Origin of the sequence: Caldicoprobacter guelmensis (assembly GCF_016908415.1) — a bacterium.
GTDB classification, from domain to species: Bacteria; Bacillota; Clostridia; order Caldicoprobacterales; family Caldicoprobacteraceae; genus Caldicoprobacter; species Caldicoprobacter guelmensis.
In genome coordinates this window covers 175,040-197,624 of record NZ_JAFBDW010000002.1, presented here as the reverse complement: position 1 = coordinate 197,624, position 22,585 = coordinate 175,040, and the positions used below count along the sequence as shown (strand labels likewise).

At 46.6% G+C, this 22,585-nt stretch carries 19 protein-coding genes, 1 tRNA gene and 1 other RNA gene; all 21 read right to left on the bottom strand.

The genetic code is table 11. The features are described from left to right. Nucleotides 1-12 precede the first annotated feature (12 nt). Nucleotides 13-2,472 carry a DNA gyrase subunit A gene (gene gyrA, locus JOD02_RS03455; protein WP_204486928.1) on the bottom strand — a complete coding sequence of 820 codons (2,460 nt, stop codon included), beginning with the start codon at nucleotides 2,470-2,472 and terminating at the stop codon, nucleotides 13-15. A 7-nt stretch (nucleotides 2,473-2,479) separates the two neighbouring features. Further along, complete coding sequence (gene gyrB / locus JOD02_RS03450) at nucleotides 2,480-4,435, bottom strand: DNA topoisomerase (ATP-hydrolyzing) subunit B (RefSeq protein ID WP_204486926.1); 1,956 nt, start codon at nucleotides 4,433-4,435, stop codon at nucleotides 2,480-2,482. A gap of 157 nt (nucleotides 4,436-4,592) precedes the next feature. Beyond that, a complete protein-coding gene (locus JOD02_RS03445; protein ID WP_204486924.1) occupies nucleotides 4,593-5,021 on the bottom strand; it encodes a type II toxin-antitoxin system VapC family toxin in 429 nt (142 codons plus the stop codon). Beyond that, nucleotides 5,018-5,287 carry a type II toxin-antitoxin system Phd/YefM family antitoxin gene (locus JOD02_RS03440; protein ID WP_204486922.1) on the bottom strand — a complete coding sequence of 90 codons (270 nt, stop codon included), beginning with the start codon at nucleotides 5,285-5,287 and terminating at the stop codon, nucleotides 5,018-5,020. Before JOD02_RS03440 ends, JOD02_RS03445 begins: the two co-directional genes overlap by 4 nt. Nucleotides 5,288-5,350: 63 nt before the next feature. Continuing rightward, nucleotides 5,351-6,100, bottom strand: a complete 750-nt coding sequence (locus tag JOD02_RS03435) for an NAD-dependent protein deacylase (RefSeq protein ID WP_204486920.1) — start codon at nucleotides 6,098-6,100, stop codon at nucleotides 5,351-5,353. Between the two features lie 162 nt (nucleotides 6,101-6,262). Next, nucleotides 6,263-7,114: a DegV family protein gene (locus JOD02_RS03430; RefSeq protein WP_204486919.1), complete on the bottom strand. Its 852-nt coding sequence runs from the start codon at nucleotides 7,112-7,114 to the stop codon at nucleotides 6,263-6,265. Between the two features lie 226 nt (nucleotides 7,115-7,340). Next, a complete protein-coding gene (locus JOD02_RS03425) occupies nucleotides 7,341-8,756 on the bottom strand; it encodes an MATE family efflux transporter (protein WP_204486917.1) in 1,416 nt (471 codons plus the stop codon). A 130-nt stretch (nucleotides 8,757-8,886) separates the two neighbouring features. Then, nucleotides 8,887-9,257, bottom strand: an RNA gene (gene rnpB, locus JOD02_RS03420) — RNase P RNA component class A. A 62-nt stretch (nucleotides 9,258-9,319) separates the two neighbouring features. Further along, the gene (locus JOD02_RS03415) at nucleotides 9,320-10,060 is read right to left on the bottom strand and encodes a zinc ribbon domain-containing protein (protein ID WP_204486915.1); all 741 of its coding nucleotides are present in this window, start codon (nucleotides 10,058-10,060) and stop codon (nucleotides 9,320-9,322) included. Nucleotides 10,061-10,131: 71 nt separating this feature from the next. Further along, a complete protein-coding gene (locus JOD02_RS03410) occupies nucleotides 10,132-11,256 on the bottom strand; it encodes a Nif3-like dinuclear metal center hexameric protein (RefSeq protein WP_204486913.1) in 1,125 nt (374 codons plus the stop codon). Further along, nucleotides 11,232-11,930 carry a tRNA (adenine(22)-N(1))-methyltransferase gene (locus JOD02_RS03405; RefSeq protein ID WP_204486911.1) on the bottom strand — a complete coding sequence of 233 codons (699 nt, stop codon included), beginning with the start codon at nucleotides 11,928-11,930 and terminating at the stop codon, nucleotides 11,232-11,234. The genes JOD02_RS03410 and JOD02_RS03405 overlap by 25 nt, the downstream gene beginning before the upstream one ends. 229 nt (nucleotides 11,931-12,159) lie before the next feature. After that, nucleotides 12,160-12,235 (bottom strand) — tRNA-Ile (locus tag JOD02_RS03400). Between the two features lie 136 nt (nucleotides 12,236-12,371). Continuing rightward, nucleotides 12,372-13,457 carry an RNA polymerase sigma factor RpoD gene (gene rpoD, locus JOD02_RS03395; RefSeq protein ID WP_204486910.1) on the bottom strand — a complete coding sequence of 362 codons (1,086 nt, stop codon included), beginning with the start codon at nucleotides 13,455-13,457 and terminating at the stop codon, nucleotides 12,372-12,374. After that, nucleotides 13,454-15,286, bottom strand: coding sequence for a DNA primase (dnaG, locus tag JOD02_RS03390; protein ID WP_204486908.1), 1,833 nt, complete (start codon nucleotides 15,284-15,286; stop codon nucleotides 13,454-13,456). The genes rpoD and dnaG overlap by 4 nt, the downstream gene beginning before the upstream one ends. Nucleotides 15,287-15,503: 217 nt before the next feature. Further along, nucleotides 15,504-16,511 carry a deoxyguanosinetriphosphate triphosphohydrolase gene (locus JOD02_RS03385; RefSeq protein WP_204486906.1) on the bottom strand — a complete coding sequence of 336 codons (1,008 nt, stop codon included), beginning with the start codon at nucleotides 16,509-16,511 and terminating at the stop codon, nucleotides 15,504-15,506. Nucleotides 16,512-16,646: 135 nt separating this feature from the next. Next, entirely contained in the window at nucleotides 16,647-19,271 is a 2,625-nt protein-coding gene (gene ppdK, locus JOD02_RS03380) for a pyruvate, phosphate dikinase (RefSeq protein ID WP_204486905.1), read from the bottom strand. A gap of 219 nt (nucleotides 19,272-19,490) precedes the next feature. Then, the gene (gene recO, locus JOD02_RS03375; protein WP_204486904.1) at nucleotides 19,491-20,246 is read right to left on the bottom strand and encodes a DNA repair protein RecO; all 756 of its coding nucleotides are present in this window, start codon (nucleotides 20,244-20,246) and stop codon (nucleotides 19,491-19,493) included. A 5-nt stretch (nucleotides 20,247-20,251) separates the two neighbouring features. Further along, nucleotides 20,252-20,410 carry a YqzL family protein gene (locus JOD02_RS03370; RefSeq protein ID WP_204486903.1) on the bottom strand — a complete coding sequence of 53 codons (159 nt, stop codon included), beginning with the start codon at nucleotides 20,408-20,410 and terminating at the stop codon, nucleotides 20,252-20,254. A gap of 99 nt (nucleotides 20,411-20,509) precedes the next feature. Next, nucleotides 20,510-21,406 (bottom strand): GTPase Era, encoded by an 897-nt coding sequence (era, locus tag JOD02_RS03365; RefSeq protein WP_204486902.1) that lies wholly within the window; start codon nucleotides 21,404-21,406, stop codon nucleotides 20,510-20,512. A gap of 7 nt (nucleotides 21,407-21,413) precedes the next feature. Beyond that, on the bottom strand, nucleotides 21,414-21,821 hold the full coding sequence (locus tag JOD02_RS03360) for a cytidine deaminase (protein WP_204486901.1): 408 nt from the start codon (nucleotides 21,819-21,821) through the stop codon (nucleotides 21,414-21,416). A 36-nt stretch (nucleotides 21,822-21,857) separates the two neighbouring features. Continuing rightward, complete coding sequence (locus JOD02_RS03355) at nucleotides 21,858-22,565, bottom strand: diacylglycerol kinase (RefSeq protein ID WP_204486900.1); 708 nt, start codon at nucleotides 22,563-22,565, stop codon at nucleotides 21,858-21,860. Nucleotides 22,566-22,585 lie beyond the last annotated feature (20 nt).

The window sequence follows — 22,585 nt, the reverse complement described above, 5'->3', positions numbered from 1 at the left end:
GCTCACACTCTCCTACCCCTTGTAATTCCTGTACGCCGCACACACCTCGTTGTCCATGAGTACCAGCACAGCTAACTCTCCTGCCCCATCCCTTTCGGTTATGGCAATGGACTCGGTGCTCACCCTGCTTACCGTCCCATCCTTCTGTTGAAGTATTATTTCATACGGGTCTTTCACATAGAAGGCAGCAACGAGATGGCTGCCGTTGGACTTACTTCTGGCAAAACGTATGGTTCTAAATCCTACGCCGCCCCTGCCTTGGGGTTGGTAGTCAGCCAGCAGGGTACGCTTGACAAAACCTCTATCGGTGACCACCACCATCTCGCCTTCGTCATCCACCTCGCAACCAAAGATCACCTCATCGTCCTCCCTCAGTCTTATGGCCTTTACGCCTTTTGCAGTCCTGCCCACCACAGGTACTTCATCTCCATGGAAGCGTATGCTCATACCCTGCCTGGTGATGATCATGACGTCTCTATCCCCACGTGTAAGCTCAGCAGCCACCACCCTGTCACTGTCACTTAATCCACAGGCCTGTATTTTGGTCTTTTTGGCGTCATACTCGATAAGCGGCGTCCTCTTTATCATGCCCATGGCCGTATAGAATTGTATATAACAATCCTCTGTAAATTCCCTTAAAGAAAGCACGGCAACCGGCTTTTCGCCATCCTCAATAGAACTGACTAGCGTATGAAGCGGCACGCCCCTGTCTCGCCATTTACCTTCGGGGATATCGCTACATGCCAGCGTATAGCAGTTGCCAGCATCGGTAAATATAAGCACCTTGTGGTCGGTAGCCGACTCCACCACAAACTCTATATAGTCTCCATCCCCTGTTTCAACGCTTTCAACATCCCGGCTGGAACGGCTATAAGACTTGGCCGGCACCCGCTTTATATACTTATTATGCGACAGCGTTATAACGGCATCTTCTACGTATACCAAGTCTTCAGCCCTGATCTCAGCCTCTTTTACATCCTCTATAATCACTGTCCTGCGGGGATCAGCGTATTTTTCCTTTATCTCCAAAAGCTCTTGCTTTATTACCTTGATCAGCTCCTTCTCGGAAGACAGTATGCTTTTAAGCTTTTTGATCTGCCTTATCAACTCCTCGTATTCCTTCTTAAGTGATGAAATCTCAAGCCCTGTCAGCTTTTGAAGCCTCATGTCCAGTATGGCTTGAGCCTGTTCATCGGTAAAGTTAAACCTATCCATCAGCCTTTGCTTGGCCTTACTTGGCGTGTCAGATGAGCGGATAATGGCTATGACCTCGTCTATGTGCTGTATCGCAACCATAAGACCTTCCAGAATATGCTGCCGTGCCTTGGCCCTGTCAAGCTCAAACCTGGTGCGTCGGGTCACCACATCCTTTTGATGGCGGATGTAGTAGTCTATGATAGCTTTAAGACCCAGCTGCTGGGGTTTGCCATCGGCTATGACCACCATGTTGACCCCAAATGTGACCTGCAGGTCAGAATATTTATAAAGATAATTGAGCACCTTCTCGGCGTCAGCATCCTTCTTAAGCTCTATGACTGCGCGTATACCCTGTCTATCCGACTCGTCGCGTATATCGGCAATGCCAGAAAGTACGCCCTTTTTCTCCTCGCTCAACCTCAATATCTTTTCAAGCAGGGCTGCCTTGTTGACCTGGTAAGGTAGCTCTTTTATTACGAGCAACTTCTTCCCCCCAGGCGCGTTCTCGATCTCCACCTTAGCCCTTAAGTAAAACTTGCCGTGGCCGGTCTCGTAAGCCTTTCTTATTTCATCCTGACCGATTATTATCCCACCGGTTGGGAAGTCTGGTCCCGGCATGATCTTTAACAACTCATCAAGGGAGATATCCGGGTTTTCCATCTGAGCTATCACCGCATCTATTGCCTCACCCAGATTGTGGGTAGGAATATTGGTAGCCATGCCCACAGCAATGCCTGAAGCGCCATTGACCAACAAATTGGGAAATCTCCCCGGCAGCATGTCAGGCTCTTTCAAGGTGTCATCGAAGTTTAAGCTGAACTTAACGGTGTCCTTATCGATATCCCTCAGCATCTCCATAGCAAGAGGGGTAAGGCGCGCCTCGGTATACCTCATGGCGGCAGCAGTATCCCCATCTATCGAGCCGAAGTTGCCATGACCGTCAATGAGCAGCGCACGCATGTTGAAGTCCTGCGCCATCCTCACCATTGCCTCATACACCGATGCATCGCCGTGCGGATGGTATTTGCCCAGGGTATCGCCCACGATCCTGGCTGACTTGCGGTGCGGCTTATCAGGGGTTAACCCCAGCTCGTACATGGTATAAAGGATTCTCCGCTGTACCGGCTTAAGCCCATCCTCCACCCTGGGCAAGGCCCGTTCCATTATGACATACTCTGCATAAGGCAGGATAGATTTGTGCATGACCTCCTCAAGAGGTTTCAGTATCACGTTATCCTGGTTTTGCATAAACTCGTTATCTATATTCTTTGCCATTTTTTATCTACACTCCCATCTCTTGCAACACATCTGTTTTATTGAAATTAGCATATGCGGTTATATATTCTTTCCTTGGCTGTACTTTCTCGCCCATCAGGATGGTAACCAGCCTGTCGGCCTCGGCAGCATCCTCCACCGTCACCTGTATGATCTTCCTCTTCTGCGGGTTCATCGTTGTCTCCCACAGCTGTTCGGGATTCATCTCACCCAATCCTTTATAGCGCTGTATGGTGTACCTTTTGCCCATGCCCTTCACTACTTTTTTTAGCTCATCGTCGTTATACACATAAACTTCTTTCTTTCCATCGGTAACCCTGTATAGTGGCGGCAGGCCAATATAAAGATGGCCGTTGGTGATGAGCTCCTTCATGTAGCGGAAAAAGAATGTAAGCAAGATGGCCCGTATGTGTGCCCCGTCCTGATCAGCGTCAGACAGTATGATCACCTTGTGATATTTGAGATTTGCCAAATTGAAGTCCTCGCCAATACCTGTCCCAAGTGCAGAGATTATGGTGGCAAACTCTTCATTGCTCAGCACCTGGTCCAGCCTCTTCTTTTCAGCATTAAGCGGCTTACCACGCAGTGGGAGTATGGCCTGGAACCTCCTGTCCCTTCCCTGCTTGGCCGAACCTCCTGCCGATTCGCCCTCCACGATGAACAGCTCGTTAAACTTAGGGTCCTTACCTGTGCAGCTTGCCAGCTTGCCCACCAGGGGCGCACCTTCCAAGCTGCTCTTCTTCCTCTCGATCTCTCGGGCCTTCCTGGCCGCTTCCCTCACCCTGGCAGCCTTTATGGCCTTTTCTATGATTATCTTCGCTACTTCGACATTCGCCGGCTGTTCCAGGTATTGGCCCAGCTTTTCGGATACAATTGCCTCTACCGCCGTCCTGGCTTCAGGGTTGCCCAACTTGGTCTTGGTCTGCCCCTCAAACTGCACGTTTGTCATTTTAAGGGATATGACCGCTGTAATGCCTTCACGAAAGTCCTCACCCGAAAGATTGGGGTCTCTCTCCTTTAAATAACCGTACTTCCTGGCATAGTCGTTTAAAACCTTAGTAAGAGCCGACTTAAACCCGGTTTCATGAGTCCCCCCTTCAGATGTAGGGATGTTGTTGACATATGAAAAGATGCCTTCAGTATAAGAATCGGTGTACTGTATGGCAATCTGGACAAATATTTCTTCCTTTTCCCCTTCTATATATATCACACCTTCATGAAGTGGATTTTTGTCCTCATTGAGGTACTTTACAAAGTCGACAATACCTCCATCATAGCAATAAAGGCGTTTGCCGGTATCGTCCTTTATGCGCTCATCGCAAAACTCAATGGTTATCCCGCCGTTTAAATAGGCCAGCTCTCTAAGCCGCCTTGAAACTATATCGGCATTCATGCGTATATCATCAAAGATTCGATCATCGGGTAAAAACCGCACCTTAGTACCTGTACCGGTAGCACTGCCTATAACCTCAAGTGAAGTGACCGGCTTACCTGCAACCACCTTCTTAAGCTGCGGATCATAAACGCTTTCAAACCTCTGCCGGTAAAGCTTGCCGTCCCTCTTTACCTCCACTTCCAGCCAGCGCGACAGGGCATTTACCACCGATGCGCCAACGCCGTGCAATCCGCCCGAGAATCGGTAGTTTTCGTTGTTGAATTTGCCGCCGGCATGGAGGCGCGTGAATACCACCTCTACCCCCGGTATTCCCAAGGTGGGGTGTATGTCCACCGGGATACCCCTTCCGTCATCCTCAACGGTCACGCTGTTGTCCTCGTGTATTGTAACCGAGATCCTGGTAGCAAAGCCGTTTGCCGCCTCGTCTATTGCATTGTCGACGATTTCCCACAAAAGGTGATGGAGACCCCTCTGCCCCGTCGAGCCGATGTACATCCCCGGCCGCATACGGACGGCATCAAGGCCTTCCAGTACCTGTATGCTGCTTACCCCGTAAGTCTGTCCCATCATAAACCTCCCATCAAGAACATATGTTCTGTTTTGTTTATTATAACATGAAATGCAGTAGCTTTCCAAAGACACGAAAATAAGCCCCTACCCGCTTTGAATTACAGACAAACAGTGGGGCACGAAGAGGAAAAAGGTCACCTAAGCATTTGCTATATCACGGAAGCACGTCAAAACATTTGTATTTTTTAAAGGCTTCCCACAATCTCATATCAAAACAAAGCACCATAACCCTTTGATTTGACATGTAACTCAAAGTCAGAGCTGAGGACAAATGTATAGCATCAAATCCTCGCAAGGAATGAGTTAAAGTTAATTCTCCGGCTAGATCTATCAGTTCATTGGTAATTTCTATTTTAAAGTAGTTTTTCCAATCTTGCTTAAGCACAGCTACAATTTCATCGTGCATGCCAGTATCTATGACTTTTTCACGGTAGGCACGTGCAAACGCTGAACGAGCTTCAGCATAGGCAACTTTTGAAGTGGCAACTATTGAAGATTCCTGTACTAACCTCCAAACAAGAGACGTTCCTTCTTCGTCAATATATAGCTTGACTAAAGCACTGGTATCAAGATATAAAATCATCGCCTATCCTCCGATACAATGTCTGAAATATTCTTCTCTTTTGTGACTGTACGAAGTGTTACCATACCTTTAGGTTTTTCACCATTCCAGGTAGCAACCTCTTTGTTTAGCATTTCAATTATTCCCTGGGGAATACAGTCTTGTGCTGGAACGAGTTTTGCGATGGTCTTCCCCCTCTCGGTTACTCGTATAGTCTTACCACTCTTAACCAGCTTTAAATAACGGCTTAGAGAATTTTTAAGCTCCCGCACTCCTACATGTTCCAAATGAAACACCTCCTTTGTAACTATATTATAACCCAAATGTAGCTACATTACAAGTAAATATGCTCAATAGCTCAAGTCCACTACATAAGACAATACTTTGCCTATGCTATCATGTACCACGATATCAGCTTTATAATCGTAAGGCGTCGATGTTTTGTTGATTAGTATGAGGTGCTTCCCTTTAAAGTAATCCACCAATCCGGCAGCAGGATACACCACCAGGGAAGTTCCTCCCACTATCAGCACATCAGCATTGGAAACATAGTGCACCGCCCTATATAGCACATCCATGTCCAGGCTTTCCTCATAAAGCACCACGTCCGGCCTTACCATGCCTCCGCATTCTTGGCACCGTGGAACTAGCTCCTTGCTTTTCATCACATAATCCAGGTCGTAATTCTGACCGCATTTCATGCAGTAATTCCTGTGGATGGAGCCGTGAAGCTCTAAAACATTTTTGCTCCCCGCCATTTGATGTAGCCCATCTATGTTCTGCGTTATCACCGCTTTAAGCTTACCTTGCTGTTCTAATTTAGCTAGAGCTATGTGTGCCGCATTGGGCTTTGCATCCCTATAGACCATTTTGCTTTTATAAAACTCATAGAAGTCTTCAGGATGCTCCATAAAAAAGCTGTGGCTCAGTATCACCTCTGGCGGATATGATGTCTTATCTTTGCTGCTGTAGAGCCCCGTAGCGCTCCTGAAGTCAGGGATATTGCTCTCGGTTGAGACCCCTGCTCCTCCAAAGAAGACTATCTTGTTGCTCTCATTAACTATCCTTTTAAACTCCTCCAGCTTTTTTACTTCATCCATGGCACTTCACCCTTTCTCAAAGAGGAGAGGTCAAGCCTCTTAACATATGTATATTATAACATCCTTACCGTACATTCTACTATAAACACCATTAAATCCGTAGAACAAAATGAAAAGGGATTTTCATCAAAGAAAACCCCTTTTGCTATATGAACGACCATCCTATCTCTCTAAATACAGTATTCCTACCGTACCGGGACCGCAATGGCTTGATATAACCGCTCCTGCTGAGGTTATACACACCTCTTTGGGATTAAGGTGGCTTTTCAGCTTTTCTGCAAGGTACTCGGCCCCCTCTTGATAATCCGAGTGGGTGACGAATATTCTTTCCAGGTCAACGTTTCTCCCATCTCCCACATGTACCTCATAGAATGCATCCAGTACCTTCTTGTCCTTACCCCTGAACTTTTCCCCTACTACCATTCCGCCATCCTTGACTACGATCTGCGGCTTTATCTTCAGCATGGTACTGGCAATTAGTTGAAGCGACGTACACCTTCCTCCCATGTGAAGGTACTTCAGGGTGTTTATGACAAAGCTGGTGCGAACCCTGGGAATTAGCGGCGTAAGCTTTTCAACAATCTCTTCTGCGCTTATGCCCTGCATAGCCAACTCTGCCGCTTTGACGGCCAGCAAACCTATACCAGTAGACAAGTTTTGTGAATCCACCACATATACCCTTCCAGGCTCAAACTCGCTTGCTGCAACCATGGCATTTTGAACAGTAGCCGACAATTTGGAAGAAATGCCTACATAAACCACATCATAGCCTTGGTCAACCCATGGCTTAAAAGCAGCAATAAAATCCTCTACCGGCGGTGCAGCAGTTTTGGGGAGTGATTGAAGCTCATCCACCATTTTGTAAAGCTGTTGAGTGGTTATATCCACACCATCTCGATAGCTCTTATCGCCCATTGTCACGTATAGAGGAATGACTGAAATATCCAGAGCTTCAAGTTGCTCAGAGGGAAGGTCGGCTGTACTATCGGTAAACACTTTAACCCTCTTATCCACTCACAAACCTCCTTTTCTTTGGCCTGTACCCTCTCAAAAAGCCTGAGAGCTTTATTCTAGCTTGTTTGTAGGTTCAGCCTTGGGACTTCACTCCCTAACTATTCTGATTCGTTGTGCTAGGTTTCTTAACCACTTTTCGAGAGTGTTCTAGCTTGTTTATGATACATTATTCTACAAAACCGCCAAAATTCCTTTTAAAAAATATAAAAGTTACAATTTTCTTAAGTCAATTATGCGATACCACATTACCTATATCCTTAATCACTACGTTTTGTACCCACTTGCCCTTTTTCAGCCTCGAATAATATAAGACACCCCTTACCAGCCAATCGGTAAACATGCCCATCCACACTCCCGCTACCCCCAGCTTCAAGGATACACCGAGAACATATCCCAAAACAATCCTGAAAGCCCACATCCCCAGAAACGAGGTCACCATAGTATATCTGGTATCTCCTGCGCCTTTCAAACCTGCAGGCAGTACAAAAGCAAGAGGCCATAGAGGCGGCGTAGCCATAGAGGTTAAACGAATGAGGTGTGCAGCCAACATGACAACATCTGCGCTACTGCTATACAGCCTGGCTAGAGGAACAGCCAAGGGGTAGGTAATCATGCAAAGCAGGAGCATGCAAAACGACGCCAGCCGCGTCAAATACATCATGGTATCGCTGGCTTCGTCCTTCTCACCCCTGCCCATGTACTGCCCTACCAAAGTTGTAGCAGCAACCCCCAGGGCGTTTCCCGGAACGTTGACCATTGAGAATACCGAGCTGGCAATATAGTTGGCAGCAGTTGAGGCAGTCCCCATACCTACAATGAATACTTGGGTGATGAGCTTCCCGCCGTTAAACAGTAAAGATTCAAGGCTTGCAGGAATACCTACATTGAATATAGCTTTTTGCATCGAGACATTGAATTTAAAATCCAGCAGCTGGGTAAGCCTTAAGGTTTTGGAACCTTTTATCAACACGCTTATTATCATAAAAGTACCTACCGCCCGTGCCACCGCAAGGCCAATGGCGGCTCCTTTGACCCCAAGCGCAGGAATGGATAAAGAAAAGTGTACATTGCTTATATTTATCCCATAAATCAATATATACCCCAAACAGATGTTGATGGCGTTCATCAATATAGTAATCTTCATGGGAGTTCTAGTATCCCCTGCGCCCCTCAAAACGCCGCATGCGATAGAAGTGAGAGCTATAAAGGGATAAGTGAGAAGCGTTATGCTAAAGTATGTGTTGACGTTTTTCATGACCGCAGGTTCTGCCGCACCGTAAAGAGCAAATATGACTTGACGGCGCAGCAGCCAGGTTACCAGGGTGATAAAAAGCGATAGAATAAGTCCAGAAAACAATGCCTGCTTTGTAGCGTCGTTTGCCTCCTCACGATCGCCGTGACCTATATACTGCGCCACCACCACGGTACCACCCAAAGACAAAGCCACAAAAAAAGCCACAAAGATATTATTTATGGAGTCCACCATGCCTACCGCTGACACAGCTTGACTGCCCACCTGGCCTACCATTATGGCGTTTACCACACCCATCGACATGGTAAACACCTGCTCGGTGACCACCGGCACGGTGAGGTTTATAACATCACGGCGCAGCACTCTTGCTACGTACTGTTTAAAGTGCATGTCGGTCACTCCAGACTTACAAAATCAGATACATCATGGGTTCGTAATTAAGCGTATCGCATTCTTACGTCTGCTTTAACGAAAGTAGCTCAATAAAAGCAAAGCCCCGCCGTTGGGCGGGATCAACATACATGTGAGCAAGTCTGTAAGCCGAGTTCTGTCGAGGGCGATCATCTATCTAGGCCTACTGTTGCCAGATAGGCTCAAGCGACCTTACCCGGGACGTGGCGGGCCACCACATAAGTGTCCCCTATTCGGTCTTGCTCCAGGTGGGGTTTACAGAGCCAATCCAGTCGCCTGGACTGCTGGTGAGCTCTTACCTCACCTTTCCACCCTTACCCAACATTTGGCCCTGTAGCCAAATGCTAGGCGGTCTATTTCTGTTGCACTTTCCTTGGAGTCGCCTCCACTGGGTATTACCCAGCACCCTGCCCTGTGGAGCTCGGACTTTCCTCAGCTGCATCTTATAGAATGTGCAGCCGCGATCGCCCGACTTACTCACATGCCCTATTAAATTTTTTGCAATATAATAATAACACCCTTTGGTCACTTTGTCAAATATGTCAGCCTGCACTTTTAGCATCTGAATCTGCCTTATTCGCCCAGTACAGTATGCGGCCACAGTTCTCACACTCTATAATGTCATCTCCCTTTTTCAGCCTTTCAATGACCAGCGCCGCCAAGCTCATATTGCAACCGCCGCAGCAGTTTTGCTCCACCGTCACTATAGCAGTACCCCGGCTTTTCTTTAGCCGGTTATACCTCTTTATCAATTCAGGGTCAAGCTCATTTTTGAGTTGGTCTCTGCGCTGTTTAATTTGTTGGTACTCCTTTTGAATATTGGCAACCTCATCATCATATTCTGCTTTTGTATCACTATATTCTTTTTTGGCTTTCACCATACGAACACGTATATCTTCCAACTTATTAGAGAGGTTTTGAATATCCTTAAGCAGGTTCCGTATCTCTTCCTCTTTCTTGCTCAGCTTTTCTTTAAGCTCCATCGCCACTTTTTGCATTTCTTCCAGTTGCTTGACGCTTCGAACCTGTCCAGATTCCACCTTATCAAAACCCGATTTAAAAGCCTTCACGATATCCTCATACTCGTGATTGATCCTGTTCAATATATGGTTTTTCTTTTCGGCCTCTTCGTTAAGCTTCACCAAGTATTCTTGTTGCTGCATCAAATAGTTTTTAAGCTCTATCAGCTTACTCCGCAAAGGAGAATTTTTTCTCATTTTGTCATACTTATCCAAAGCCAAATCAAGATTCTGGTACTCCCACAACAGGTCCAACTGGCCCATGAACGCAACCTCCTTTCAACCTTTACATAATGCACTCAACCCCCGCACAAAAAAAATTAAAAAAGGGCACCCTATCTCCCCACCTTCTTATAAATATCACTCATAGTCTCAGCGGCAAATACTTCTATTTCATATTTTAAAGCATCAAATGCTTTTTGTAAACGATAAACTAGTTCTTGGACTATGAAGACTTCGGTGGGGTAATGCCCTACGGCTATTACGACCATGCCCAACTCTGCTGCAGCCTGGGCTTCGTGGTATTTCAATTCACCTGTCAAAAAAACCTGGGCACCGCTTGAATAAGCCTTGCTTATCAGGCTACCACCCGCTCCCCCGCAAATTGCCACCGTTTGTATTTCTGTGTCCCTCCACCCTGCCACTTGAACATTTGAAACACCTAAATCGTTACATACTTTATCTACAAATTCCTTAAGCAACATGCTGTGCTGCAGTTTCCCAATTCTTCCTAAGCCGTGCTTTTCAATGCGATTGGCTAGCGGATATACATCATAAGCCACTTCTTCGTAAGGATGAACCTCAAGCATGGCTTTGATAACCCTATCCAGCCGATTCGCTGAAACAATAGTTTCCAGCCGCACCTCTTCTACCCTTTCAAGCCGTCCCTGCTGGCCAATATAGGGATTGGTTCCTTCGAGGGGCATAAAGGTACCTGTGCCGTTAATCTGAAAGGTGCAGTGGCTGTAATTGCCTATCCATCCTGCTCCCGCCCCGGCCATAGCATCCATAACCCTATCCTCATGCCCCTTTGGAATAAACACCACTATTTTGTACAGCCTTTCCCTCTGGTCAACGCTCAAAGGCTTGACATCCTGCAGGCCCAAACGCGCGGCCAAAACGTCATCCACTCCGCCAGACACCTTGTCCAGGTTGGTATGAGCACAATAGGCTGCTATGCCGTTGCGCGCCAGAAGATACACCAGTCGCTCCCTGCCCACATCACTGCGGAGGCTTCTCAACTTTTCAAATATGACAGGGTGGTGCGAGATGAGCATGTTAGCCCCCTTTCGTACGGCCTCATATACTATATCCTCAGTTACATCCAGACACACCATGACCTTTCGCACCTCATCTTCCAATCCCCCCACGAGCAGGCCTACATTATCCCATTCCTCCGCAAGGTAAGAAGGAGCTATCTCTTCCATCACCTTTATCACCTGTCGTACCGTGTAACCCATAGGTAAACCTCCTTATAACTTTCTAGCTTGCGTTTGAATTCGTCAAGCGCTTTTTTAGAGTCTGGCATCCCTTGCGTCTCCAGCTGCTGTATGATGGCCGCTGCCTTGGCCATTTTGTGTTCTATAAACTCCTTGAGCAAGGGATCCCTCTTTTTAATGAGCATATACCCTATATCATAATAGACATCCTCAGGGATGTATTGCCTGCCATGCCGGGCTACAATGACCTCATAGAACTTGCCGTTTTCACGCGCTAGCGATTCATCCACCATCATATATCCATTGTCAACCAGCCATCTCCTTAGCAAGCTCTGACCTTTCATCGGCTGCAGCACAAAGGTTTCAACGCTGGCCGCCACCTGAGGAGCCCTACTTAAAATATCCCTTATCAGCAGGCCCCCCATTCCAGCCATTACCACCGTATCCACCTCACCCGGGTGTATGACCGACAGGCCATCTCCCACCCTTGTCTCAATTTTATCTTCCAACCCATACTCCTTTATGAGCGCCTCCGCTTTTTTAAGCGACGCAGCGCTTATATCAGTCACAATGGCTCTTTCTACAATGTCGTTTTTGACCAGCCAAACGGGAAGCCGCCCGTGATCGGCCCCCACATCCGCAACGCACTTTGAAGGAGGCACCATCCTAGCAACGCTGAGCAACCTATCTTTCAACCGCATCTCATCACCTTAAATAAAAAAACACCGTTTTTACCCGGCGTTGTTGTTACTCAAAAAAGCCTTTTACATGCCACCAGCATTTTAGTTAAACTTATTTCAATAAAATCTACAGATTTTCCTTATCAACCGAGACTACCACCACTATCAACTTTAGACTACGAATTTTAAAACATTTTTATGCTCTCACTTAAACTTTATCTCAGCCAGCCAATAACAAATAAAATGGTGGGCCTTCAGGGATTCGAACCCCGGACCAACCGGTTATGAGCCGGCTGCTCTGACCGCTGAGCTAAAGGCCCACAAAAACCCCGCAGTTGCCAACAAACAACTGCAAATGATATTATACCGCAACCCCCTTGTTCAGTCAATAGGTAAAAAATTCGCAGAAAAAGAAGGATCCAGCACCTCCTTTTATTTTTGACGATGCCGAACCCTTCAGTCCAGAAAATCCTTGAGCTTCTTGCTTCTGCTGGGATGCCTTAGCTTCCTTAACGCCTTGGCTTCAATCTGGCGAATCCTCTCCCTGGTGACGTTAAACTCCCTTCCCACTTCTTCCAACGTGCGCGCCCTGCCGTCGTCAAGCCCAAATCGCAACCTTAAAACCTTTTCCTCCCTCGGCGTCAACGTATCGAGCACTTCCTTAAGCTGTTCCTTGAGCAGGTTATAGGCAGCTGCCTCAGCCGGTGCAGGGGCGTCCTCATCGGGTATGAAATCTCCCAGGTGGCTGTCCTCCTCTTCCCCTATCGGAGTTTCAAGCGAAATGGGTTCCTGGGCAATCTTTAATATTTCCCTCACCTTTTCCTCTGAGATGCCCATCTCCCTCGCAATCTCTTCAGGCTGGGGTTCACGGCCATATTCCTGAAGCAGTTGTCGCGAGACCCTGATAAGCTTATTGATGGTCTCCACCATATGAACCGGAATTCTTATGGTCCTGGCCTGGTCAGCTATAGCCCTGGTTATGGCCTGGCGGATCCACCAGGTAGCGTATGTGCTGAACTTATAACCCTTCCTGTAATCAAATTTTTCCACCGCTTTGATAAGGCCCAGGTTGCCTTCCTGTATAAGGTCAAGGAAAAGCATTCCCCGTCCCACGTACCGCTTGGCAATGCTGACCACCAAGCGGAGATTGGCCTCAATCAGCCTCCTCTTTGCCTCCTCATCGCCCTGTTCCATCCTCTTGGCAAGCTCTATCTCCTCCTCTGCAGTAAGCAGAGGTACCTTCCCTATCTCCTTAAGGTACATCCTCACGGGGTCATCTATGCTAACGCCTTCAGGAAGGCTAAGGTCCAAATCTTCCTCAAGGTTTATATCTTCAGGTACTGCTTCTTCATCCAGCACATCTATGCCCAAGGATTCAAGGGTGTCATATATCTTCTCGATCTGCTCGGGGTCCAAGTCAACATCCTCCAATACATCCATTATTTCCTTATACGTCAAGACACCCTTTTCTTTACCCCTGTCAATCAGCTCTTTTATCTTCTTCAGTTTATCATTCTTTTGCTTGTTTTCTTCGTTTTTCATAATATCCCCTCCTTTCTGTGTCGGCTTGCTGCAACCTTTCTGGTCAATACAGCCATCTCGCTCAGCAGGGCTCTGTAGGTGTCGGTTGCCTGTTTCCCTTCCTGTTCCATTTGCCTTATTAACCTTACAACCTCCTGTCTGCGCTTTTCCAAATTGTGATACATTATCTCATCTATGCAATCCGAAATAAATTTATCAATATTATCGTACTCCACAGGCAATTCAAATATTTCAACCATTTGCTGTATTTTATCCTGGTCCTGTATACTACTCAAAACCTGCGGAATACTGACCTCCTTACCCGAATTAAGAAGCTCCACAACTATGTTAAAGATTTCCCTATTTATGGGCTCTTCAAAATACTGTGGTTCAACTTTCTCAACTACCTTTTTCGCCAACCAATTGCTGCTTGCCATCAAGTTGACCAAATACCTTTCTGCTTTTATATGACTAGGCATGGACTCCTTTCCACCAGGCATCTTATCGATATACCTATTATTACCAATCAATTGCCTTTTTACACCCTCTTTTTGCGCCGAACCCTCAAGCTGAGCAATCTGCTGATACAAAAGCCTGGATGAAAAACCCGTCTGAGCTTCCAAACGCTGTATATGGACATCCCTCTCAAGCAAATTGGGCACTTGTATCAATATCTTAGCAGCTTCCGTGGCGTATCTTGCCCGTCCTTCGGAAGTTTGAAGGTCATACTGGCTGCGTAGCCTGTCAAGCTTGTAATCCACTAAAGGCACAGCCTTGTCCATAAGCTTTTTAAAGAATTCGGCACCATATTTCCTCAAGACTTCATCGGGGTCCATGCCTTGGGGAAACAGGATAACCTTTACTTTAAGCCCTGCATCCTGAAGTATATCAAGCCCCCTCAGAGTGGCCTTTTGCCCGGCTGCATCGCCATCATAAGCTATATATACCTGTTGGGTATACCGCCTTATGACCTTTGCCTGCTGCTGCGTCAGCGACGTCCCCAGCGATGCCACCGCAGTTTTAAAGCCAAACTGATGGAGGGTTACCACATCCATATACCCCTCTGCTATGATAATATAGTCAAGCGAAGAAGCTTTCCTCACAAGGTTTAGGCCAAATAGAGTACTGCCTTTGTGAAAAACCGGGCTTTCGGGCGAATTCAAATACTTAGGAAGCGAATCATCAAGCACCCTTCCACCGAACCCCACCACCAACCCCCTGGGCTTGATGATGGGGAAAATCACCCGATTGCGAAACCTGTCATAGGTTCTACCTTTAGTGGAGACCACTATACCTGCCTGGATGAGAAGTTCCTCTTCAAAACCCTGCTTCAAGAGGTATTGTTTTGCATTTTCCCAGCCATCTGGAGCATAGCCTATACCAAATCTCCTGATGATATTAAGGTCTAGACCTCGGGCCTTCAAGTAAGAAAGCGCTTGTCCCCCCTCAGGCGAAAACAGCATTCTGTGGTAGTACCTTGCAACCTCACGGTTGACTTCATATATCCTTTCTGTCCTGCTCTTTGACCTTATAAACTCTTCCGCATCGGTAGTTTGAGGCAGAGCCATGCCCACTCGCTCCGCCAAGAACTTTACCGCTTCCACAAACTCCAGCTTTTCCACTGCCATTATGAAGGTAAAAACATTGCCTCCCACACCACACCCAAAGCAATGGTACAGCTGCTTTTCGGGATTGACGTGGAAAGATGGAGTCTTTTCAGCATGAAAAGGGCACAACCCAACAAAACCTCTACCTTGAGGTTTTAAATGTACGTATTCCGATATTACATCGACTATATCATTTCTCTCTCTCACCTCATCAATCCACTCATCGGGGAGGAATATTCCCATTTTCTCTTCACCTAACCCAAAATATATTCGACATAACTCTTGATTTTCCTCTTTAAATTTTATAAAATTTTTAAAGGGGTTTTAAACAGTTCAAATAGAGGTTATAATTCGACATCTACCCCAAAAATCCTTCTTTACTCTTTATTTTTTTTTGCCCTTAACTCGAACATAAAAGCAAAAGCTCTACCTCTAGTATTTTCAACATCTCCCGTGACTTTTATACTCCTACACCCAACACTCCAGAGGGGATAAACAGGGTATAAAACATCTTGAGAGCGTAGCGGTCAGTCATCCCCGCTATATAGTCGCAAACCGCCTGTTCCAAGCCATATACCTCCATCAGTGAACGATATTCCGGCGGAAGAGCCTCAGGGTGTTTCATGAGATAGTCATACAGGTGCTCCAATACGTATCTGGCTTTTTCCTCTTGGTTTTTGGCCACAAAACCCATGTATACCTTTTCAAACATAAAAGACCTTAACTTTTCGGTAGCTTGACCTACCTTTTGGCTCATGGTTATCAACGGCCTATCCATGCTGTTTTCAATCACATCAAGTATCATGGTGTTAATTCGCTCACCGTGGGTCCTGCCCAGTACCTCAATGCAATCCTTTGGTAGGTCGTCCATGGTGATGATGCCAGCCCGCAGGGCATCATCTATGTCATGGTTTATATATGCAATTCGGTCGCTTATCCTTACCACCTGTCCTTCAAGAGTAGCAGGCGGCTTGCTCGACATGGTATGGTTCACAATCCCATCTCTAACCTCCCATGTGAGGTTGAGGCCCTTTTCCCCTTCCAGCACATCCACTACCCTTAGGCTGTGAAGGTTGTGCTTAAAGCCATTGCTGGTCACACTATCCAAAAACCTTTCACCTATATGGCCGAAGGGGGTATGTCCCAAGTCATGCCCTAAAGCTATGGCCTCAGTCAGGTCCTCATTGAGCCTCAAGGCTCTGGAAATAGTGCGCGCAATTTGAGCCACCTCCAGTGTATGTGTAAGCCGCGTCCTGTAATGATCGCCTTCGGGTGCTATAAACACCTGTGTCTTGTGTTTCAGCCGCCTGAAAGACTTGCAGTGCAGTATCCTGTCACGGTCACGTTGAAACTCGGTGCGAACTTGACACTTCTCCAGCGGATACTGCCTTCCCCTTGTCCGGCTGCTTAGGCAAGCATACGGTGAAAGGATTCTTTCTTCCAGCTCTTCTATTCGCTGCCTGATCATAAAACTCCGTCCTCTTTAGAATTATATTTCCTATATTATATATACCACATTTATATCCAATATCCTCCTCAAATCAACAATTAATTTACTCCAAAAACACAAAAAAAAGCATGGGAAGAAATCCCCATGCTTTTTTTATTTTTTCTCCTTCAGCTTTGCCTGTGCTGCAGCCAGCCGAGCAATAGGCACTCTGTATGGCGAACAGGAAACGTAGTCCAATCCTATGCGATGGCAGAACTCAACAGAGCTGGGGTCTCCACCATGCTCACCGCATATACCCATCTTTATGTCCGGCCTTACAGCTCTACCCATCTCAACCGCCATCTTCATCAGCTTGCCCACGCCCACCTGGTCAAGCTTGGCAAACGGATCGCTCTCGAAGATGTTCTTGTTGTAATACTCCTCCAGGAACTTACCGGCATCATCTCTTGAGAAGCCAAAGGTCATTTGCGTGAGGTCATTGGTACCAAAGGAGAAGAATTCGGCTTCTTTTGCAATCTCATCAGCTGTTAAAGCAGCTCTGGGCACCTCGATCATGGTCCCAACCTTATACTCGATTTTTACTCCCTTTTCCTTCATTACCTGTTCAGCCGTCCTGACCACTACATCCTTTACATACTTAAACTCCTTGGCTTCGCCTACCAGAGGTATCATGATTTCAGGCAATATGGTATTGCCCTTCTCCTGCATGACTTCAATAGCAGCCTCCATGATGGCCCTTGTCTGCATCTCGGCTATTTCGGGATAAGTGACGGCCAGACGGCATCCACGATGACCCAACATGGGGTTGAACTCTTTTAGCTTCACAACGGTAGCTTTAAGCTCTTCAAACGTGATCCCCATTTGCTCTGCCAGCTCCCGAATGGCATCGTCGTCATGGGGCAGGAACTCATGCAATGGTGGATCAAGCAGCCTTATAGTTACGGGCTTGCCTTCCATTATCTCGTAGAGGGCTTTGAAGTCACCCTTCTGCATGGGCAGAAGCTTGGCAAGAGCTCTTCTTCTTTCCTCCTCTGTCCGAGCGACAATCATCTCCCTCATGGCAGGAATTCTGTCCTCATCGAAGAACATGTGCTCAGTACGGCACAACCCAATACCTTCAGCTCCGAGCTTTAATGCCTGGGCAGCATCCCTCGGAGTGTCAGCATTTGCCCTTACCTTAAGGGTTCTTACCTGGTCAGCCCATTCCATAAGGGTAGCAAAATCCCCAGTCAAAGAGGGTTCCTGAGTAGGCAGCGCCTCCCCATAAACATAACCGGTATTCCCATCGAGAGAGATGTAATCGCCTTCCCTAAATATCTTATCGCCAACGGTAAAGTACTTTTCTTCCTCGTTGATCCTAATCTGCTCGCATCCCGCAACGCAGCAGGTACCGATTCCACGGGCAACCACAGCCGCATGAGAAGTCATTCCACCGCGTGCTGTCAATATACCCTGGGCAGCATACATGCCTTCAATGTCTTCAGGAGAGGTTTCAGCCCTTACAAGTATGACCTTCTTGCCCTGCTTTGCAGCCTCCACAGCTTCTTCCGCAGTAAAATACACCTGTCCTGTGGCAGCGCCCGGCGAAGCAGGTAGACCTTTTGCAATGGGTTTGGCTTTCTTTAAAGCTTCTGGAACAAAGGTGGGATGTAACAATGCATCTAGCTGCTTGGGGTCAATCCTTAAGATGGCTTCTTCCTTGGTGATGAGCCCTTCTGCTACCATGTCCACCGCTATCTTTAAAGCAGCCGCAGCCGTTCTCTTGCCGCTACGCGTCTGAAGCATATAGAGCTTACCGCGTTCGATGGTAAACTCCATGTCCTGCATGTCCCTGTAGTGCTTCTCTAGCTTCTCGGCGATCTCAAGGAACTGGTTATAAACTTCTGGCATGGTCTCCTTCAGCTTATCCAGCGGTTCAGGAGTCCTGATACCAGCCACCACGTCTTCTCCCTGAGCGTTCATAAGGAATTCACCGTATATCTTCTTTTCACCGGTTGCTGGGTTCCTGGTGAAAGCGACACCTGTTCCCGAATCGTTGCCCATATTTCCAAACACCATTGCCTGGACGTTTACTGCGGTGCCCCAATCGGAAGGTATATCGTTCATACGCCTATAGACAATGGCTCTGGGGTTATTCCAGGAACGAAATACCGCCTTGACAGCCTCCAGGAGCTGAACCTTGGGGTCCTGAGGAAACTCTTGGCCCATCTCCTGCTTGTACAGCTCTTTGAAGCGTTTAACTACCTCTTTGAGGTCCTCTGCTGTAAGGTCAACGTCATGCTTTACTCCTTTTTTCTCCTTCATCTCGTCAAGTATCTTTTCAAACTTGTTCTTGTCTATTCCCATCACCACATCCGAAAACATCTGGATGAAGCGCCTGTAGCTGTCATAAGCAAACCTCTCATTGTTGGTCTGCTTGGCCAAACCTTCCACAGCTACATCATTTAGTCCCAGGTTCAAAATGGTATCCATCATCCCAGGCATGGATACCCGCGCACCCGAACGAACAGAAACCAGGAACGGGTTATTGCTGTCACCAAACTTCTTCCCTACCATCTTCTCCACTTTAGCCATGGCCTCATATATCTGCTCTTCAATCTCAGGAGCTATTACCTGACCATCCTGATAATAACGGGTACAGGCCTCAGTGGTAACCGTAAACCCAGGTGGCACAGGAAAACCGAGGTTTGTCATCTCGGCAAGGTTTGCGCCTTTACCACCCAAAAGATCTCTCATGCTGGCATTGCCTTCGCTGAAAAGGTAAACGTATTTTTTCATATATCGTCCTCCTGTTCTATGTATAAAGTTTATAAACCTTCAATCGGTAAACCTTGTTAGATAAATTGGCTTTATACTGTGCGCTTTAAAATTTGACCCCTGATTTATGGTAGCTATTTGCATATTATCTTGCATTATCTTATACCATTCCAATGATTTTAGTCAATATCCTTTTCTATTATTTTATCGGGACATGTTAGAAAATGGCATAAAAATAGTCTAAACGTTACACTTCAGGTAATCTATAAAGCGCTTTGCTTTTATATCCTTCTCCAGCCTATAGCTCAAATAATGCGACAAAATGCCGTCTAACTCGTTCCTCACCGCCTGCGAAAACTTTAAAACCCCCAGGCGCCTTATGTCCACATCCAGTATATACCTCATGGTTTGAAGAGTATCCTTATGGATAGTATATCCATCTTTTGTTTCTTTATTGCAATGGGGGCATATTATTCCACCCTGCACAATGTTAAAAAACAAGGGGTTGCTTTCCGGCGTTTGACCGCATACCAAACATCTGTCAAGTACTGGACGATAGCCCAGCATGTCGATCAATTTAAGCTCAAATATATGGGTCACATCTGCAGGGTTAACCTCTCCGTAGGACAGATGGGATAGGGTATGCAACAGCATATAAAAGAGGCGGAAATTCGCTTCCTCATAGCTTACCGCCTCTTCGGTCAGGTTTAAGATATATGTGCCATACGCAAGCCTTTCTACATCGTTGCGAATATTGTAAAACGAGTTTTTGACCTCGGATTGGGTCATAATATATATTTCCTTTGACTTTATAAACACGTAATCAGCGTAACAAAAGACCTGACTGGCCGCTAATAGACGGCTGCTGGGTTTACGACAACCCCTTGCCAGCACCTGCATCTTACCCCTGTCGGGAGAAAAAATGGTAAGCATTCTATCGGCTTCTTTAAAATTTGTATATCTTAAAACCACGCCTTCCGTCCGTACAATATTCATGATTCCTATTCCTTTCCAACTTGAGAAACCTTTCTCTCCTCTCTTGGACTGAACAATGATGGGTCAAGATAGCCTTCCCCCTCACCCTTCTGCACGGCTTTATAAAGCAGATAGCTGCCAACCGAGCCGGTCTTTTCAAACAAACGCCACAACAAATCTACCATAACTTATAAACCCCCTGTCTGTGCAAAAATACATTTGTGACATTTATTAGGGTTTCCGCCATTCTTGACCCATATTCCATGTAAAATCATCCGAATACGTCAATTATAACCTAAATTTTTTAAATCGACGACATTGTTCCTCCAGTTTTCTTTTACCTTGACCCACAGCTCAAGGTATACGTGGGTACCCAACAGGCGTTCTATATCGTGCCTGGCCCTTGTGCCTATCTCTCGCAGCATGGAGCCGCCTTTTCCGATTATTATCCCCTTGTGGCTCTTTTTTTCACAGTATATTGTAGCATATATGTCTATAATATTTTTATCCTCGCGCTCTTTGAAGGAAGTAACCTCAACTCCTATGCCATGGGGCACTTCTTCTTCCAGCAGTTCAAGCGCCTTTTCCCTGATAAGCTCTGCCACTATAAACCGTTCGGGCTGATCGGTCACCATATCATCAGGATAATATTTAGGCCCTTCGGGCAGATAAGATACGATGACGCTCTCCAGCTTGTCCAAATTTGTACCATTCAAAGCTGACACCAGCAGCACTTCATCGAAATCCGCCTCTTCACAGAAATCTTCAGCCGCCCTTCGCGCATCCTCAACCGACTCGACCCTATCCACCTTATTGGCCACCAAAATCACAGGGGTCTTAACCTTACCCAACTCCTCGGCTATAAACCTGTCACCGCTGCCTATGCCTTCATATATGTCAACCATAAACAGCACTACATCCACTTCCTCCAGGGCACCCCTGGCCACCTGTACCATATACTCTCCCAGACGGTTTTTGGGCTTATGAATTCCCGGGGTATCAATAAAGATGATCTGATAGTTGGGCCTGGTAAGCACGCACTGTATTCTATTGCGCGTGGTTTGGGGCTTGTCCGAAATTATGGCAATCTTTTCACCAACCATGCTGTTCATAAGCGTGGACTTGCCCACATTAGGCCTACCCACTATGGCTACAAAACCCGAACGAAACCCTTCTGACAACTTTCAATCACCCTCCTTCTTTCACAACAAATCTCTTAAATCCCTTCGGCAAAAGCTCCTCCAAAGCATACTCGCTGGATGTGCCTCTACCGTCTGCCACAATCACAGTTGGAATATCGAACTCCAACATCACCTGAAGGCATATGCCGCAAGGAAAGGTGAAGCCCTCGTAATCAGATACTATCGCTATGGCCTTGAATCTGCGCTTACCATCTGCCACTGCCGAAAATATGGCCACCCTTTCGGCACAGCAGGTGGCACCGAAGCTTACATTCTCCACATTGCACCCGGTATAAATGGAGCCATCTTCCGAGAGAAGCGCCGCTCCTACCCTGAAACCGGAATAAGGAGCATATGCTTTTTCTTTTGCCTTCATGGCCTCCTCTATAAGCCTTAATACATCAAGGTTTGCCACTTATGTCTCCTCCTGTCGTATCAAGATTGCCTCAAATCACGCCACAATATGAAACAGTTCAAACACTATCACGGTCAGCAACATGCCCAAAAAAGCGCCTATTATTATTTCAGCCAGGGTATGGATTCCCGCTTCATACCTGCTGTGAATGACCATAAGCGCCATAAACATGGCCAGGGTGGCTACAAGGGCGTTCTTGCTCAGTAGCGCTATGGAGGTAAATAAAGAAAAGGCCAAGGCACTGTGCCCGCTGGGCATACCACCCCTCAAAAAATTCCCTTTAAAATTGAACGATTTGAGCATTATGACAATAATTACTATAATAGCAAGGCTTATGACAGTAACATGTATAGGGGCATTTCTTAACCTGCGTACAAGGGCCAGCGAAAACGAGTTAAGCCTGTTATAAAATATGATATAGCCCACCATCAGTGAACCCACGGCAGTCACCAATACAGCTCCCGCCGCCATATTCTTAGCAGCTTCTGCCAATGGATGGTAATCTGGGTGTATCATGTCTATTATGCGCTCTAAAGCCGTATTAAAAAGCTCTGCGGCAATCACTACAGCTATGACAATAAATAGCAACATGACCTCTATTTTGGATAAGTTAGCCAAAATGGCAGCGATAAGCACCAACAGCGCAATTATAAAATGTATCTTTATATTCCGTTCTGTTCTAAATCCGTGTACAATGCCTTTTATGGCATTATTGAAACTTTCTATTATATTTCTCGACTTCATACCCACCCTATCCCCACATC